Annotated in this window: 13 protein-coding genes; 7 read left to right on the forward strand and 6 right to left on the reverse strand. The window is 50.6% G+C overall.

Annotation, left to right across the window (positions count from 1 at the left end):
• Positions 1–38 precede the first annotated feature (38 nt).
• The 5 genes from ACKC9G_RS11270 to ACKC9G_RS11290 all read right to left on the reverse strand — a co-directional run bounded on the left by ACKC9G_RS11270 (position 39) and on the right by ACKC9G_RS11290 (position 6,960).
• Positions 39–707 carry a TIGR04211 family SH3 domain-containing protein gene (locus ACKC9G_RS11270; protein ID WP_411405342.1) on the reverse strand — a complete coding sequence of 223 codons (669 nt, stop codon included), beginning with the start codon at positions 705–707 and terminating at the stop codon, positions 39–41.
• A gap of 183 nt (positions 708–890) precedes the next feature.
• Entirely contained in the window at positions 891–2,426 is a 1,536-nt protein-coding gene (locus ACKC9G_RS11275) for a SpoVR family protein (RefSeq protein WP_411405343.1), read from the reverse strand.
• Positions 2,423–3,703 (reverse strand): YeaH/YhbH family protein, encoded by a 1,281-nt coding sequence (locus ACKC9G_RS11280; protein WP_411405345.1) that lies wholly within the window; start codon positions 3,701–3,703, stop codon positions 2,423–2,425. Before ACKC9G_RS11280 ends, ACKC9G_RS11275 begins: the two co-directional genes overlap by 4 nt.
• Positions 3,704–3,809: 106 nt before the next feature.
• A complete protein-coding gene (locus ACKC9G_RS11285; protein ID WP_411405347.1) occupies positions 3,810–5,732 on the reverse strand; it encodes a PrkA family serine protein kinase in 1,923 nt (640 codons plus the stop codon).
• Positions 5,733–6,465: 733 nt separating this feature from the next.
• Positions 6,466–6,960 (reverse strand): AsnC family transcriptional regulator, encoded by a 495-nt coding sequence (locus ACKC9G_RS11290; protein ID WP_411405349.1) that lies wholly within the window; start codon positions 6,958–6,960, stop codon positions 6,466–6,468.
• A 231-nt stretch (positions 6,961–7,191) separates the two neighbouring features.
• On the opposite strand from ACKC9G_RS11290, the gene ACKC9G_RS11295 reads away from it, so the two are divergent.
• From ACKC9G_RS11295 to alr, 3 genes are read left to right on the forward strand one after another with little or no spacing between them, the layout of a single operon-like run.
• Positions 7,192–8,445 carry a D-amino acid dehydrogenase gene (locus ACKC9G_RS11295; RefSeq protein WP_411405351.1) on the forward strand — a complete coding sequence of 418 codons (1,254 nt, stop codon included), beginning with the start codon at positions 7,192–7,194 and terminating at the stop codon, positions 8,443–8,445.
• A 60-nt stretch (positions 8,446–8,505) separates the two neighbouring features.
• Positions 8,506–8,889, forward strand: a complete 384-nt coding sequence (locus ACKC9G_RS11300; protein ID WP_411405353.1) for a RidA family protein — start codon at positions 8,506–8,508, stop codon at positions 8,887–8,889.
• 57 nt (positions 8,890–8,946) lie between these two features.
• The gene (gene alr / locus ACKC9G_RS11305; RefSeq protein WP_411405355.1) at positions 8,947–10,032 is read left to right on the forward strand and encodes an alanine racemase; all 1,086 of its coding nucleotides are present in this window, start codon (positions 8,947–8,949) and stop codon (positions 10,030–10,032) included.
• A 156-nt stretch (positions 10,033–10,188) separates the two neighbouring features.
• Here alr and ACKC9G_RS11310 read toward each other — a convergent pair whose 3' ends face one another.
• Positions 10,189–11,568 (reverse strand): FAD-dependent oxidoreductase, encoded by a 1,380-nt coding sequence (locus ACKC9G_RS11310; protein ID WP_411405357.1) that lies wholly within the window; start codon positions 11,566–11,568, stop codon positions 10,189–10,191.
• A gap of 225 nt (positions 11,569–11,793) precedes the next feature.
• Between ACKC9G_RS11310 and cobB the strand changes: the two genes are divergently transcribed.
• From cobB to ACKC9G_RS11330, 4 genes are all read left to right on the forward strand, one after another.
• Complete coding sequence (gene cobB, locus ACKC9G_RS11315) at positions 11,794–12,525, forward strand: Sir2 family NAD+-dependent deacetylase (protein WP_411405359.1); 732 nt, start codon at positions 11,794–11,796, stop codon at positions 12,523–12,525.
• 115 nt (positions 12,526–12,640) lie between these two features.
• The gene (locus ACKC9G_RS11320; RefSeq protein WP_411405361.1) at positions 12,641–13,468 is read left to right on the forward strand and encodes an EI24 domain-containing protein; all 828 of its coding nucleotides are present in this window, start codon (positions 12,641–12,643) and stop codon (positions 13,466–13,468) included.
• A gap of 164 nt (positions 13,469–13,632) precedes the next feature.
• Positions 13,633–15,033 (forward strand): nucleotide 5'-monophosphate nucleosidase PpnN, encoded by a 1,401-nt coding sequence (gene ppnN / locus ACKC9G_RS11325; protein WP_411405363.1) that lies wholly within the window; start codon positions 13,633–13,635, stop codon positions 15,031–15,033.
• Between the two features lie 201 nt (positions 15,034–15,234).
• The coding region (locus tag ACKC9G_RS11330; RefSeq protein ID WP_411405365.1) for a retention module-containing protein at positions 15,235–16,306 on the forward strand (1,072 nt) is incomplete at its 3' end.

Genomic DNA, 16,306 nt, shown 5'->3' on the forward strand with positions numbered 1-16,306 from the left:
CGCTCATAGACATTGCCTGCACTGCGTGAGTCAGGTGATTACACCCAATCCGATTTCTTCTTTCTGCCTCGAAGCATCGAGGAGAAAATAATGCCAACCATGATACCTGCCCCGGCAACGCCACCGCCAGCAATAAACCAGCTGGATTTCTGGTTGGCGCGAAGTTGCTGATTGTCACTTTGGGTGCTGGTCAGCTGTTGTTGTAATTGGGATACCTGATCCGTCAGTGACTGTTTTTCGGATTTCCATTGCGCAACCTCACGCATCTGGGCATCCAGTGAACCCAATTGCTTGCTCAGGGAAGAGCGCTTGGACTCGGTTTCATCAAGGTTGGTTTTTAACTGGTCTCGTTGCTGCTGAATACTATCAAGGGTGCTTTGCAGGGAGTCGCGTTCTGTCTGAAGGTTTTCAACCTTCGACTTCAGCGCTTCAATCTGGTCGCGGCTGGCCCGGTCATCCATGAGAAAATAATTGGGTACCCATCCTTCATTACCACTGCCTGTACGGATTTTCGTGAACTCGTCTCCCTTATCGAGTACATCAACCCGCTCTCCACTTTTCAGTCCGCGTTCAACTACCGCTGAGCTGTTTGAGGCTGTCGCACGAACGGCGACAAACTGCACATCGGAGATATAAGCCGTTGCGGCGTAAAGTGGTGCTGCACCTAAGAGAAGTCCTGTCAGCAGACATACACGTGCTTTCACCATGTATGGGATCCTTCAAAATTGAATGAATAAAACACAACGCCCAGAGCTGCGCACGGGCGAAGACGCATAACTTATCCAAAAAAACTGTGGATATGTATGGGAGTAACAGAATGAAAACCTTTGCGAGGGCAGATTACAGCTGCCTTTGAGGCTTTTTGACCAAAAAGGCAGCAGTAATTTTTCTCAGTAAATCAACGAGGTTTCGCTGGTTTCCCGTTCTGGGCAGTGGAAGGTATTAACAATTTTGTCATCCTGCAAGCTTTCAAGGTGTACATCAAAGCCCCAAAGACGATGCACATGCTTGAGCATCTCTTCTGTGCTTTTACCCAGCGGCTTACGATTATGCTGGTAATGACGGAGGGTCAGGGCGCGATCGCCACGGATATTGACGTTGTAGATCTGAATGTTGGGTTCACGGAAGCTCAGGTTGTACTGTGAGGCCAAATTTTCCCGCACCTGACGGTAGCCTTCGGTATCGTGAATAGCATCAACTCGTAGTGTGGATGAACGATCATCATCCAGAATTGAAAAAAGGTGGAAGTCCCTTATCACTTTCGGTGACAGATATTGCAGGATGAAGCTCTCATCCTTGAAGTTATGCATGGCGAAGTGAACCGCTTCCAACCAGTCAGAGCCCGCCAGATCCGGGAACCACTGCTTGTCTTCTTCGGTTGGGTTTTCACACATGCGCTTGATGTCTGAATAGATGGCGAAGCCCAGAGCGTAAGGGTTAATGCCGCTGAAATAGGGGCTGTCGTAGTTGGGCTGATACACCACATTGGTGTGTGACTGAAGAAACTCAATCAGGAAGCCTTCGGTAATCAGCCCCTCATCGTAAAGTCTGTTCATGATGGTGTAATGCCAGAACGAGGCCCAGCCTTCGTTCATTACCTGAGTCTGGCGTTGGGGATAAAAATACTGACCCAGTTTGCGCACAATGCGCAGAATCTCTCGCTGCCAGGGTTCCAGCAAAGGCGCATTCTTCTCGAAGAAGTAGAGAATGTTTTCCTCTGGTTCGCTGGGGAACTTGGGCGCTTCGTCCTCTTTTCCGGCATCTTTTTCCTTGCGGGGAATGGTTGTCCACAGGTCATTCAAATGGCGCTGAATGTATTCAGCGCGTTCATACTGACGCTGTTTCTCTTCTTCTGCAGAAATCGGACGAGGGCGCACATAGCGGTTAACGCCATAGTTCATCAGGGCATGGCAGGAGTCGAGCATTTCCTCAACCGCTTTAGTGCCGTGACGCTCCTCACACTGGCTGATGTAGCGCTTGGCAAATACCAGATAGTCGATAATTGCCGAGGCATCTGTCCAGGTACGGAAAAGATAATTGCCCTTGAAGAAAGAGTTATGCCCATAGCAGGCATGGGCAATCACCAGAATCTGCATCATCAGGGTATTTTCTTCCATCAGATACGAGATGCAGGGATTGGAGTTAATTACAATCTCGTAGGCAAGCCCCATCTGGCCACGCTTATAGCGTTGCTCCGTATCCAGAAACTGCTTACCAAAGGACCAGTGGTTGTAGTTTAGCGGCATGCCGATGGAAGAATAGGCATCCATCATTTGCTCAGAGGTGATGATTTCAATCTGGTTGGGGTAAGTGTCCAGCTTGAAGTCTTTCGCAATCCGGGCAATTTCCTTGTCGTAGGCCTGAATCAGATCAAAGGTCCATTCTGACTGCGTCGAGATCGGTTTCTTACGGCGAGGGGTTGTCATGTTACCTTCCTCTTAAACAGTTCGCGGAAGACCGGATAAATATCAGATGGAGACTCGATGCGCTGCATGGCAAAGCTGTCCGGGTGTTCATCCAGAATCTGCTCATACTCATGCCAAAGATTCTGGTGCGGATTAGTCGTGATCTCTACATAGGCGTAGTACTGAACCAATGGCAGCAGAGACTCGGTGATGAGTTTGCGACAGGAAGCCGAGTCGCCATCCCAGTTATCCCCATCCGAGGCCTGAGCCATGTAGATATTCCACTCAGAGGGGGAGTAGCGTGACTTAAGAATGTCACGGGACAGCTCCAACGCACTGGAAACAATCGTCCCGCCCGTTTCCCGAGAGTAAAAGAACTCCTCCTCATCGACTTCTTTCGCGCGGGTATGATGGCGAATAAAGACCACTTCTACGGACTTGTAGTTTCTCTCCAAGAAGAGAAACAGCAGCATAAAGAAACGTTTGGCGATGTCCTTGGTTTCTCGGGTCATGGAGCCTGAAACGTCCATGATGCAGAACATGACAGCCTTACTCGACGGTAGCGGCGTCTTGACCATATTCCGGTAGCGAAGATCGATATCATCCAGAAAAGGCAGCCGTTTTATGCGTGCTTTGAGCGTCTCAATTTCTTCATCCAGTTCCTTTAAACGGAGTCGCATATCATCAGAAATAGGCGGTTCGTTCAGTATCTGTTCGCGAGCCTGCTGAAGCTCTCTTAACTGGCGACGGTCACTACCTGTAAGCGCGATGCGACGGGAGTAGGCAGAGCGTAGCGTGCGTACAACATGAAGTTTTTCCGGCGTGCCATGAGAGGTAAAACCAGCCAGACGACGCTCAAAAGCCTGGGTATCCTTGAGGTGCTTCTTTACCAGATTGGGTAACTCGAGATCTTCAAAAATGAACTCCAGAAACTCATCACGGTTGATGTGAAAGGTGAACTCATCCATCCCTTCACCGCTATTGCTGGCTTTACCCTGACCCGCGCCACCACCGCCTCCACCATTGGGGCGTTGAATTTCATCCCCTGTGACGAATTCCTTATTACCGGGAAGTGTTCGCGTGTCCAGTCCACCCTGGCCATGGTGAAAATTGGGTTCCGAAATATCCCGGCGAGGGATTGTGATGTCTGAGCCATTACTGACGTCGGTAATGGAACGTGAGTTAATCGCGTCAGACACCGCTTCTTTGATGTGCTTGCGATAGCGCTCAAGAAAGCGCTGGCGGTTAACCGTGCTTTTGTTCTTGCCGTGCAAGCGCCGGTCGATGATATAGGTCATATCCGTCCCTCCATGCCAGAGCATGGTGTTGCTGTATTCCCCGTGAATACAGTTTCAGGGTGAAGGCAGCCGACGAGTTGCCACTGCGTCGGCTACCGGCGCAGGCTTACTGCGATTTGCGCACGCGGATGTACCACTCGCAAAGCAGACGAACCTGCTTCTCGGTATAACCTCGCTCTACCAGACGGCGCACAAACTCGTTGTGTTTTTTCTGGTCTTCTGAGGAAGCCTTGGCGTTGAAGGAAATGACCGGCAACAAGTCTTCGGTGTTGGAGAACATTTTCTTCTCAATCACATTGCGAAGTTTCTCGTAGCTCGACCAGCTGGGGTTATGGCCGTTGTGATTGGCTCGTGCACGAAGCACAAAATTCACAATCTCGTTACGGAAGTCTTTCGGGTTGGAAATGCCCGCAGGTTTTTCGATCTTCTCCAGTTCTTCGTTGATGGCCTGACGATCAAGAATGTCACCGGTTTCAGGGTCACGGTACTCCTGATCCTGGATCCAGAAGTCCGCATAGGTGACGTATCGGTCAAAAATGTTTTGTCCGTACTCTGAGTAGGACTCAAGGTAGGCGGTCTGGATTTCTTTACCCAGAAACTCGACGTACTTAGGCGCCAGATATTCCTTGATGAAGCGCAGGTAACGTTCCTGAGTTTCCTCAGGGAATTGCTGGCGCTCAATTTCCTGCTCCAGCACATACAGGAGGTGAACCGGGTTCGCAGCAACTTCGGTCGGGTCGAAGTTGAAGACACGAGAGAGAATCTTGAAGGCAAAGCGTGTGGACAGGCCGTCCATCGCTTCATCAACACCTGCCATGTCTTTATATTCCTGCAAGGACTTGGCGCGTGGGTCGGTATCTTTCAGGTTTTCACCGTCATAAATACGCATTTTCGAGAAAACGCTGGAGTTTTCTGGCTCTTTCATACGTGACAGAACACTGAACTGCGCCATCATTTTCAGTGTGTCAGGGGCGCAGGGCGCTTCTTTCAACGAACTGTGTTCGATGAGTTTTTTGTAGATGTTGATCTCTTCTGACAAGCGTGTGCAGTAAGGCACCTTGACGATGTAGATACGGTCAAGGAAGGCCTCGTTAGTTTTATTATTGCGGAAAGTCTGCCATTCGGACTCGTTGGAGTGAGCCAGAATAATACCGCTAAAGGGCAGGCTACCAATGGCTTCGGTACCGTTATAGTTACCTTCCTGAGTGGCGGTCAGTAATGGGTGGAGCACCTTAATAGGCGCTTTAAACATCTCCACGAACTCCATGAGACCCTGGTTGGCGCGGTTCAATGCCCCTGAATAGCTGTAGGCGTCAGGATCACTTTGGGAGAAGTCTTCGAGTTTTCGAATATCAACCTTACCGACCAGACTGGAAATATCCTGGTTGTTCTCATCGCCAGGTTCAGTCTTGGCAATGGCAATCTGGTTCAGGCGGGAAGGGTAGAGCTTCACTACGCGAAACTGCTCAATATCCCCCCCGAACTCGTTCAGGCGCTTGATCGCCCAAGGGGACATCACGCCATTCAGGTAACGCCGAGGAATGCCGAACTCTTCTTCAAGAATGGCAGCGTCTTCCGCAGGATTGAAAAGATTCAGTGGGGACTCAAATACCGGCGAGCCCTTGATGGCATAAAGCGATACATGCTCCATGAGCTGTTTCAAACGCTCTGCCAGAGAGGATTTACCACCACCCACCGGACCTAGCAGGTAAAGGATCTGCTTGCGTTCCTCCAGGCCCTGGGCGGCATGCTTGAAGTAGGACACCAGTTGCTCGATGGCCTCTTCCATACCGTAAAACTCATGGAAGGCCGGATATCGCTTAATCAGCTTGTTGGAAAAGATTCGTGACAGGCGCGGGTCACGTGAGGTGTCAATCTGCTCGGGCTCACCGATTGCCATCAGCATGCGTTCTGCTGCGGTGGCATACACAGAGGGATCCGATTTACAGAGCTCCAGATATTCCTGAAGGCTCAATTCCTCCTGACGGGTAGCATCGTAACGCTGTTTGTAACTATTAAAGATACTCATAACCATCACCTTACCTTCGCTCGAAGCTGTTCCGGTCAGCAGGCTGTAGAGAAACCAGCCGGTCTGACAAACCAATTAACAGGCGTTAGCGCTTGGATCGTATGTGAAGGACTATGATCAGGACGAGACTTTACCCCCTTAATAAGCCGGCTCTGATCAACAGCATTAGTCACCTCGCTTGTGACGCGCTTGATTGCCTCGGGGACCATGATGTATCGCTGGTCGTCTATTTCATCTATAGGCGCTTTCGCACCGCATCTCAAATGATTTGAGAGCAAATTCTCAGCCAAGTTCCCTTTTTGGCATCGTTCACAGAAACCATGGCGTCCTGTGTAGAGTCCGTCATGGCGGGCGCTGGCGTTAAATGAAAAACACTCAAGAAACGTTATCGTTACACCTACTTGGTCTGTGAAGATTGCCTTATCAAGGGGCAAAAAAAGACTTTGCACTTTATTGGCTCATTAAAGTGTTACTGAGGAACCAGTTTGAAGAAAAAGCCGTCGGCTGGAGAGGAGGATTACCTGAGAGGAGGGTTAAGGCGGGCGCTTTAAACAATAAGCGAGTCGAGTCCCGTCTTATCAAGCCATGTTCTTGAGAATTCCGTGCCATATTCTGCTTTAAGGGAGCGCAGACAGAGCAATCAGAGAGAAAGGGAGAAAGGGAGAAAGGGAGAAAGGGAGAAAGGGAGAAAGGGAGAAAGAAAGTCTCTTGAACTTTCCTCTCCCGAGGTGTGCTACCGACGTGTATCTGGCACATGGAGTGCAGTACTTTCCTTTACCTCCTCCATAACCACATAGCTTCGAGTGTGGTTCACACCGGGCAGGCGCTGCAGAATCTCGCCCAAGAGGCCGCGGTAGGAAGACATCTCGCTGATGCGTGCTTTCACCAGGTAATCAAAGTTACCAGACACAAGGTGGCACTCCATCACATGAGGCAGGCCCATGATCTCGCGGCGGAAATCTTCAAAAACATTGGGGGAGTTGTAGGTTACGCTGATTTCGACAAAGACCAGCAGGCTGGCATCAAGATGCTCAGGATTAAGCCGGGCATGGTAGCCGAGGATGATGCCATCCCGCTCCAGCTTCTTGACCCGCTCCATACAGGGGGTTGTCGACAGCCCCACCTTATTGGCCAGTTCCACATAGGAAAGGCGTGCATCTTCTTGCAGAGCGCGCAAGATATGACGATCTATGCGGTCCAGCTTTCGTTCATTGGATTTGGGAGTCATTAGCGGGATCTTTTTTCTGTTTTTTTGTAATAAATAAGCGGATTGTTATGTTTTATTAGCGAAAAATCGGAAAAAAATTTCGCTGATTATAGATATACTAGGCGAATTGTTTATGCAAGAAATGTCCTGGTGCGAACGCTTTAATCACCGTTACGACAGGGCAGTATCGAGTCTGTAGAGAACGCTTCAGCTCGACATTTCGTTCCTCGCCCCAACCTTCTGGAGCCATTCATGAAAGTCCTTGTTCTTGGTAGCGGAATTATCGGCGTTACGCATGCCTACTATCTTGCAAGGGCAGGTCATGACGTTACTGTCATTGATCGTCAGCCTGCTGCTGCCCTCGAAACCAGCTACGCCAATGCAGGGCAACTGTCATTTGGCTACTCATCGCCCTGGGCTGCACCTGGTATTCCGACCAAGGCCATGAAATGGCTCACCCAGCGTCACGCGCCTTTCAAACTGCATCCGCAAATCGACACGACCATGTGGAAGTGGATGCTGCAGATGCTCTCCAACTGTAATGAAAACGACTATGCGGTCAACAAAGAACGCATGATGCGTCTGGCTGAGTACAGTCGAGAGTGCTTTATTCAACTGCGTAAAGACACTGGTATTCAATACAACGATCGTCAAAAGGGCACGCTGCAGCTTTTCCGCACGGACAAGCAGGTGAAAGCCTCTGCGCAGGATATCGCGGTACTTGATCGCTGTAATGTGCCTTACGAAGTGCTTGATATGAATGCGTGTATCGAGGCAGAACCGGCGCTGGAGCTGGTTAAAGAGAAGTTCGTTGGTGGCCTTCGCTTGCCGATGGATGAAACCGGTGACTGTTTTGACTTCTGTACCAAGCTCGCTGCAATGGCGGAAGAACTGGGTGTTAAGTTTCTGTTTAATCAGGAGATTCAGAAGATTCAGTTCAGCGGTGACAAGGTAACGGGAGTCAAAACTGCGGCAGGTGAATATCAGGCGGATGTCTACGTAGTTGCTCTAGGCAGCTATACGCCATTCCTGCTTGCACCGCTGGGTATTGATCTGCCTATTTACCCGGTCAAGGGCTATTCCCTCACGGTGCCTATCACTAATGAAGCTGCTGCGCCTGTTTCTACAGTTATGGATGAAACCTACAAAGTGGCGATTACCCGCTTTGAGGACCGTATTCGTGTGGCTGGAACTGCGGAGCTTTCCGGCTATAACCTGACGCTGCGTGAGCCGCGCCGAGAAACGATCGCGATGGTCGTAAAAGATGTCTTCCCACAGGGTGGGGATGTGGATAAGGCCGAGTTCTGGACAGGGCTTCGTCCAATGACCCCGGACGGCACGCCCGTTATTGGCAAGACTACTTTCGGCAACCTCTATATCAACGGTGGCCACGGTACCCTGGGGTGGACAATGTCCTGTGGCTCGGGCAAGTTGTTGGCGGATATCGTCAGCGGCGTGAAAACCGAAATTCCTGCGGAAGGTCTGGACAGCAGCCGCTACGCTTAACTTGTCTTTAAGCCGGTGAGTGGCAAGGCTGCTCACCCATTCGAACTTACAGGAAGTCTTATGAGCAACAAAAGCATCATCTCCACTGAAAATGCACCTGCAGCAATCGGCCCTTATTCTCAGGCAGTTAAAGTGGGCAACATGGTTTTCCTTTCTGGTCAGATCCCTCTGGACCCTAAAACCATGGAAGTGGTGACCTCCAGCTTTGAAGCTCAGGCTGTACAGGTATTTGAAAACCTGAAAGCTGTTGCTGAAGCTGCCGGTGGCACCATGGCAGATTTTGTGAAGATCAATATCTTCCTGACTGACCTGGCTAACTTTGGTTCAGTGAATGAAATTATGCAGCGTTACTTCAGTGCACCTTTCCCCGCGCGTGCCGCGATTGGTGTGAAAGAGCTGCCCAAAGGTGTAGATGTCGAAGTTGAAGGCATCATGTCCCTTTAAGACCCTATCAACCGGAAGGCGTCCTGCCTTCCGGTGTTTTACCTTCGGAGAATTCCCATGCGCGCTTTGCGTGCCGAAATCGACCTTCAGGCGATTCGTCATAACTATGCTTTGGCCAAAGCTCAGTTGCCCGGTGGGCGAGCGGTGGCTGTGATTAAGGCCAATGCTTATGGTCATGGTGCTACGCGTGTAGCCGAGGCTCTCGGCCAGGAAGCTGATGCCTTTGGCGTCGCCTGTATTGAAGAGGCAATTGAGCTGCGCCAAAGTGGTGTGGTGAAGCCCATCTGGCTGCTGGAAGGCTTTTTTCATAATGATGAACTAGTGCTGATTGATGAGCTTCGCTTAAGTACTGCGATCCACTCGGATTACCAGATTGAAGCCTTTAAACGTCACAGTTTTAAAAAGCCTGTAGATGTGTGGCTCAAGATGGATTCAGGCATGCATCGGCTGGGGTTCGCGCCTGAAGTTTATGCTTCAGCTTTTGCTCAGCTTCAGGGGAGTCCAGGTATTGCCCAGCTGGGAAAAATGACACATTTCGCCTGTGCTGATGAGCCTGCCCGAGGTTACACCGAGCGCCAATGGCAGCGTTTTGATGAGGTCTGTTCTGCATTGCCTGGACCTGTGAGTGCTTCTAACTCACCTGCCACCTTGTATTGGCCTATGGCTCATGGTGATTGGTTGCGACCAGGGCTAATGCTGTATGGAATATCTCCCTTTGCACCGGGTCATGAGCTTGGTGACCAATTAAAACCTGCGATGCGCATGGTCTCTGAAATTATTGCTGTTCGTGAGCTGCCTGCGGGTGAACCAGTGGGCTATGGTGGACGTTTTAGGACCTCGGGTGAGGTGACTCGAGTGGGTGTTGTCGCCATGGGTTATGGTGACGGCTATCCGCGCCAAGCGCTGGATGGTACTCCTGTCATTGTTGATGGAGTGAAGACTCGCCTGATTGGGCGTGTGTCCATGGATATGCTGATGGTGGATCTGACGCCTGTGCCTCAAGCCGGTATCTACTCGGAGGTAGTGCTATGGGGTGAGGATTCATTGCGCGTTGAAGAAGTTTCAGGTTTCTGCGATGCCATTCCCTATGAGCTGGTGACTAGGCTGACCGGGCGGGCTCCGTTGGTTTACAAAAACGCCTGAGTCATTTTTTAGGCTTGAGAGGCCTGGCCATTTTGATGGCCAGGCTTTTTTATTGGGGTCGTCATAGTGTTATCGGGTGTGCCTGAGACGGCAATTGGGCTAATAAAAAAAGCCGCTCATTGGAGCGGCTTTTTTTTGAAGGCTTGAAAACTGAGATTAAACCGCTTCAGGCTGAGTCTGAGCTTCGAGTTCTTCAATAGGTGTCAGCAGATCGCGGCTGAATGCTTCCTCGTCAACGCTGCAGCCCAGGTATTCAGCAATGATGCGCATATCGCGCTCTGCGTTACCCAGGCAGCTGGTCGCGCCGGGCGAGGGCGTCATGTTGAATACAATGCCTGTGCCTGGGTTGATCTTGGCTTCACCCATCATCAGCTTCTGGCTCTTCTTGTCGATCAGCTGAGGACGAACCCCGCCAAAACCTTTAGCGTAGCTAAGATCATCCACGGTCAGTGAAGGAACGATTTTCTTGATGTCCTTCAGGAACAGGCGACGATTAATAAAAGGTACTTCAAACAGGAAGTTACGGAAAATGTAGTTGCGAATATCGCGAACCTTGAACAGATCCCAGAACACCTTCACAACATTGCTGTCCAGACGCAGTACCTTCAGGAAGTCCCAGAAAGAGGAGGCGCAGTAGCGCTCCAGCATCGGCAGGATAAGCGCTGTAGGCCCAAAGCGAGTTTTACCCATCGCTTTTACATCGTTATCACCATGAACAGCAGCGAAGGGCAGGTGCGGGTTCTGCACAGTATAAACTTTACCGTTTAGCGCCTGAGGGGCGAAGTAGAAAGATCCGGCCATTGGCAGGCAAGAAAATTCCAGTCCATAGCCCATGTTCTGCGCGAACAATAGGGAATGACCACCGGCGCACACCACCACAAAGCGCGCTTCGAAGTTGCCTTTGTTGGTTCTAACAACATGGTTGTCACCGACTTTCTCAATACCTTCAACTTCGGTGGAAAGCATGATGTCGACGTTTTTGCCTTCAATCTTTTTGACTTCAGTCGCGAAGGAGTGCGCCAGTGCCTGATAATCCGCTGCGGAGTATGCATCAACGGTACCGGTTGCGACGATTTCATCAGGACGAAGCTCGCCATTGATCATGGCAACATTGGGCTCAATCTTGGCGATATCTTCTTTTTCGAGCAGTTCCATTTTCGGGAATAGCTCTTTGAAGCGAGTGTAGCGATCACGAATGTAGTCGCATTCCTGCTTGCCAACACCCAGAACCATCTTCGGCATTTTGAAGATGATTTTGTCACGCTCTTCAGCCGGCAGGCGAGTAGCGTAGTGAACGATCATGTCTGCAGTACGTTTGACCTGAGTTGCCTTCTCAACCGTGTAGTTGGTTTCGATGTCACCGCAGTGAATCGTCTGGCTGTTGTTGTGAGCATGAGAGTTAACACGCGCAATGGTGTCATATTTCTCAACCAGGCCCAGGTTGGTAAGGTCAGTGTACTTGGCCAACTCATACAGAAGCGCAGTGCCAGAAACACCGCCGCCGATGATGAGGACGTCAAACATTTTATCAGGCATAATCGTTACACTTTTTGGTGGTCAGAGTGAACAACCTCGCGGATAGTGAGGTCCTCCAGCTCACACTCATGGTGCGGGCGTATATCCTGGAAAATCAGGAACATTCAGCAAACTGAGTTGCGGCTCTGGTTTTCCGCAGGGATTTTTTTGATGCGCTGCATTATAGATGAATCCCGGCAGCTTGGACACTGAGTCCTTGGTATTATCTCCACATAAATTTCAGCAATGGTGGCAACCTTGCAGCGCATAGTTATTCTCACCGGGGCCGGAATCTCTGCTGAATCCGGTATACCCACTTTCCGGGCCAGCGATGGTCTCTGGGAAAATGAGCCTGTGGAAAAAGTGGCCACTCCTGAGGGATTTCAGGAGGATCCATCCCGTGTTCAAGAGTTCTATAATGCCAGACGGGCTCATCTTCAACGTCCTGATATTCATCCTAATGCAGCGCACCAATCTTTAGCTCAATTGGCGGCAGCTGCGGATATCCATCTCACTCTCGTTACCCAGAATATTGATAACCTTCACGAGCGTGCGGGCAGTGACCCGGTTTTACATATGCATGGTGAGCTGCTTAAGGTGCGCTGCACAAAAAGTGGCCATATTTTTGCGCGGGAGACATCACTGGACAGTTCAGAGTTATGCCCATGTTGCTCGCTGGCGGGAACGCTGCGGCCAGACATTGTCTGGTTTGGTGAAATGCCAATGCATATGGACGAGATCTATCAGGCGCTTGCCGAAGCGGACTTGTTTGTGTCCATCGGCACCTCAGGACATGTCTATCCTGCAGCGGGGTTTGTCCAGGAAGCAAAGCACTGTGGTGCGAAAACTCTTGAACTGAACCTTGAGCCTAGTAACAACCAGCATTATTTCGATGATGGTCGCTATGGCCCAGCCAGCGTTATTGTGCCTGACTGGGTTAATGAAATTCTGGCTGAGTCTCGAGTTTCTAAGAAATAATAATCGCCCGCCCCCTGCAGCTGGGCAGGCTTGGAAAGATATTTCGGTTTGAAGTGCTAAGGCGTAAGGGAAAGCGTCTGTACTTTGAGTATTGATAGTAAAGGATGGGTTTAACATGTCATGGAATGCCAACCCGGCACCCTCGGGTCTTATCGACCGTATCATCAGCGATCTTTTGTCTGTTGCGATTCTCAAGCGTGCATTGCTGCCATTTTTGATTGGATTCCTCTTTAGTATTTGCGCTGTCGTTTGGGCTGGAGTGCTGTTATTCGGTTGGGGGAGTGGTGCTTTTGATGGGCAGTCAACCGGAATTGATCAGGTAAATACACAGGCTCAGGCCTGGCTGGACAGTATTCCGCTGATTGGTGTGGTATTGGCTTTCATGGTGAAGGGGCTGATTGGCATTGTGGCTTCTTTCCTGGGGATCTTTGTACTGGGTGAGGGCATGGTGCTTGTTGCGCTCTTTATTACTGCATTCCTGACACCCAGTATCGTCAAGCACATCCATGGCAAGCATTACGCTCATCTTCCCCTGAAAGGGCACGGTAATCTTTTTGGCTCAATCCTGACGGTGCTCTGGAAGAGCTTTTTGCTTTTGGCTGCTCTCCTGGTGTCCTCACCCTTGCTCTTTGTTCCGCTGATAAACCTGGTCTGGTTCAAAGCGTTGTTTTATGCCTATTTTCGTTCACTTCTGGCATTGGATGTCGGTGAAAATACCCTGGATGCACCTACCTTTACGGCCATCAATCGTTGGTCAAACATGCCACTTTTCTGGTTTACCTTTCTAAGCTATTTATTGAGTTTTTTACCCTTTGTGAACCTGTTCGTGCCGATCATTGGTGTTGTGGCGTTGACACATCTCTTCATTCAGCAAAGCACGCGCTATAACCACGGCGATATTATTGGTAACCTGCAAAACTCAGAACGAAGACTGCCCCAGTAGTCCAATTGTTCAGTTTATCAAAGGCGCTTATGCGCCTTTTTTATTGGCTTAGTGTTGCGCGGTGCCTGCTTAAAGCGCTGATTTTTCTTGTCTTTTTAATACCGGAAGCGCATTAATGAGCCTAAGGGTGGGCTGCATGCCCACATTTGTACCAAGGGGGTTTTATGAACTCAGCGACTCGCAATGAAAATAGCCAATACGGCAAAGTAGCCAAAGCGATCATCACGCCTGAGGGAAACATGGATGTGTTATCGCTGGCTGAAGTCCAGCGTTTGCAGGATCTTAGTGATGGTGGTATCCACCGGATTTTTCGTCTATGCAGCCTGGCAGTACTGAATTGCGGCAGTGATCTGGATGATGCCGAAGAGGTGCTTAAGCGCTACTCGGATTTTGATATTCATGTGGTGCAGAAATATCGCGGCTTGAAACTGGAAATTGACAACGCGCCTGCTCATGCCTTTGTGGATGGCGAAATGATTGTCGGTATTCGTGACAACCTCTTCGCGGTACTGCGTGACATCGTCTATACCCACGGGCAGATGCTGCCTGGCGGCAGTCTGGATGTGTCGGATTCTGAAGGCATTTCCAATGCTGTCTTTCAGATGCTTCGCCACGCGAATGCGTTCCATCCACGGGTGAAACCCAACATTGTTGTGTGCTGGGGTGGTCACTCTATCGGGAAAGAGGAATATAACTACACCAAACGTGTCGGTTATGAATTAGGTCTTCGCCGTCTGAATATTTGCACTGGCTGCGGGCCGGGTGCAATGAAAGGGCCAATGAAGGGCGCAAATCTGGCCCATGCCAAGCAGCGTGTTGTTGATGGTCGTTATATTGGCATTTCTGAGCCCGGCATTATCGCGGCTGAGTCGCCAAACCCGATAGTTAACGAACTGATCATCATGCCTGATATCGAAAAGCGCCTGGAAGCTTTCGTGCGCCTTGGGCATGGTATCGTTGTTTTCCCCGGAGGAGTGGGTACCGCAGAAGAAATTCTTTATTTGTTGGGAATTCTGCTGCATCCGAAGAATGAAGACGTTCCTTTCCCGTTGGTGTTTACCGGCCCACGATCTGCTGCCGCCTATTTTGAGCAGATTGACGCGTTCATTGCCTCTACGCTGGGAGAAAAGGCCCGTTCTCGCTATCAGATTATTGTGGATGATCCGGCTGAAGCCGCGCGCGTTATGAAAGAGGGGATGTCCAGGGTTACAGAGTTCCGCAAGCAATGTAGTGATGCCTATCATTTTAACTGGGCGTTGCACATTGATGAGCAGTTCCAGCAGCCCTTCGAACCCAGTCATGAAAATATGGCAGCCTTGAACCTGCATCGAGATCAGGAATCCTGGCAGTTGGCGGCTAATCTTCGCCGGGCAATGTCAGGCATCGTTGCTGGTAACGTAAAGGCCAACGGTATTCAGGCCATCAAGCAGCACGGCCCCTACAAAATCAGTGGAGACAGTGCGCTGATGGCCGAGCTGGATGAGCTTCTGCAATCCTTCGTTGGTCAAAAGCGTATGAAAATCAATGCGGATGAGTACACACCCTGCTATCAGGTCATTCGCTAAGGCGGTTCTGACAGAGCAATTCCTTCTCTTGAAAAAGCCCTGGTAACTACCGGGGCTTTTTGGTTTTTGTCTGACTCGAAAAAGCTGGCGTACTTTGATCGGTCTTTTTGATGAGCTTGGTACTTAAGTACCTTGAGTAGTTTTTTGCCCTGCGCTTTATTGTGCAGTAAGCCAAACGAACTCTCAGTGGAGGAGCGCATCATGGCAACTGAAATCGGTCGCGTTACAGCAGTTATGGGTCAAGTCACCGTCAGAACTCCTGAAGGTGAAGTTAAAACACTCGCTATGGGCGATATCATCAACATGAATGATATGGTTCAGACCGGTCCTGGGGCGACAGTTGTTATCAGCTTCAACAACGGTTCCCAGATGGCTTTGGGCGAGAGTGATGCCGCCCTGCTGGATAGCACCGTGATTCCTGCCGATGGGCAGCCAATGGTTGCAGGTGACATGATTGATGACGGTAGTCAGGCAAGCATGGCTCAGACAGCCGCGGCTCCGGGCGCTGATAACATGTCCTCCATTGATGCAATCCAGCAGGCGATCCTGGCGGGTGTTGACCCTACCCAGGTTCTTGAAGCTACTGCCGCAGGTGGTGCACCAGCTGCTGGAGCCCCAGGCACTGACGGCGGTGGTTTCACTGTTGTGACCATTGACCGCCTTGGTCTTGAGTCCACTCCTGAAGCAGGCTTTGATACCACTGGACCGGCAGCGGCCACCACTGATGATACTACTCAGGTAACAGCGGCTGATCCTGTTGTCGTTGCAGCAGCAGACCCTGTTGATGCGCTGGTATCCATTTCCGGTCCAGACAATATTGCCGAGGGTAGCACTGGCACCTTCACCCTGACGCTGGATCAAACGCCAACCACTGATGTCGTGGTTCAGCTGACTTATTCCGGTACTGCGACAGATGGTTCTGACTACACAGCGGTGACCTCTGTCACTATTCCAGCCGGCTCTAACTCCGCGACATTTGATCTGACTACGATCGATGACAACCTGGCCGAAGGCAGCGAAGACCTGACCATCAGTATCGGCACCGTCACCGGCGGTGGTTTTAATACTGTGGGTGCTTCCGGCACTGATGGCAGTATTACTACGAATATTGTCGATGAAGATCCTGCCACCGATCCTACTCCTCAAAATACTGAGGTTAGTATTACTGGCCCCGACTCAATTGTTGAGGGGCAGACCGGCACCTTCACCGTGACCCTGAGCCAGACCCCGACCACCGACGTCACCGTCCAGCTGACCTACAGCGGCACCGCGA

It is taken from the genome of Pokkaliibacter sp. CJK22405, assembly GCF_046614695.1.
Lineage (GTDB): Bacteria > Pseudomonadota > Gammaproteobacteria > Pseudomonadales > Balneatricaceae > Pokkaliibacter.

Bases quoted from the DNA above. Each gene is read 5' to 3' on its own strand.
- ACKC9G_RS11280 (WP_411405345.1), bottom strand. From the start codon at position 3,703: ATGACCTATATCATCGACCGGCGCTTGCACGGCAAGAACAAAAGCACG.
- ACKC9G_RS11295 (WP_411405351.1), top strand. From the start codon at position 7,192: ATGAAAGTCCTTGTTCTTGGTAGCGGAATTATCGGCGTTACGCATGCC.
- ppnN (WP_411405363.1), top strand. From the start codon at position 13,633: ATGAACTCAGCGACTCGCAATGAAAATAGCCAATACGGCAAAGTAGCC.
- ACKC9G_RS11320 (WP_411405361.1), top strand. From the start codon at position 12,641: ATGTCATGGAATGCCAACCCGGCACCCTCGGGTCTTATCGACCGTATC.
- ACKC9G_RS11300 (WP_411405353.1), top strand. From the start codon at position 8,506: ATGAGCAACAAAAGCATCATCTCCACTGAAAATGCACCTGCAGCAATC.
- ACKC9G_RS11275 (WP_411405343.1), bottom strand. From the start codon at position 2,426: ATGACAACCCCTCGCCGTAAGAAACCGATCTCGACGCAGTCAGAATGG.
- alr (WP_411405355.1), top strand. From the start codon at position 8,947: ATGCGCGCTTTGCGTGCCGAAATCGACCTTCAGGCGATTCGTCATAAC.
- ACKC9G_RS11270 (WP_411405342.1), bottom strand. From the start codon at position 707: ATGGTGAAAGCACGTGTATGTCTGCTGACAGGACTTCTCTTAGGTGCA.
- ACKC9G_RS11310 (WP_411405357.1), bottom strand. From the start codon at position 11,568: ATGCCTGATAAAATGTTTGACGTCCTCATCATCGGCGGCGGTGTTTCT.
- ACKC9G_RS11285 (WP_411405347.1), bottom strand. From the start codon at position 5,732: ATGAGTATCTTTAATAGTTACAAACAGCGTTACGATGCTACCCGTCAG.
- ACKC9G_RS11290 (WP_411405349.1), bottom strand. From the start codon at position 6,960: ATGACTCCCAAATCCAATGAACGAAAGCTGGACCGCATAGATCGTCAT.
- cobB (WP_411405359.1), top strand. From the start codon at position 11,794: ATGGTGGCAACCTTGCAGCGCATAGTTATTCTCACCGGGGCCGGAATC.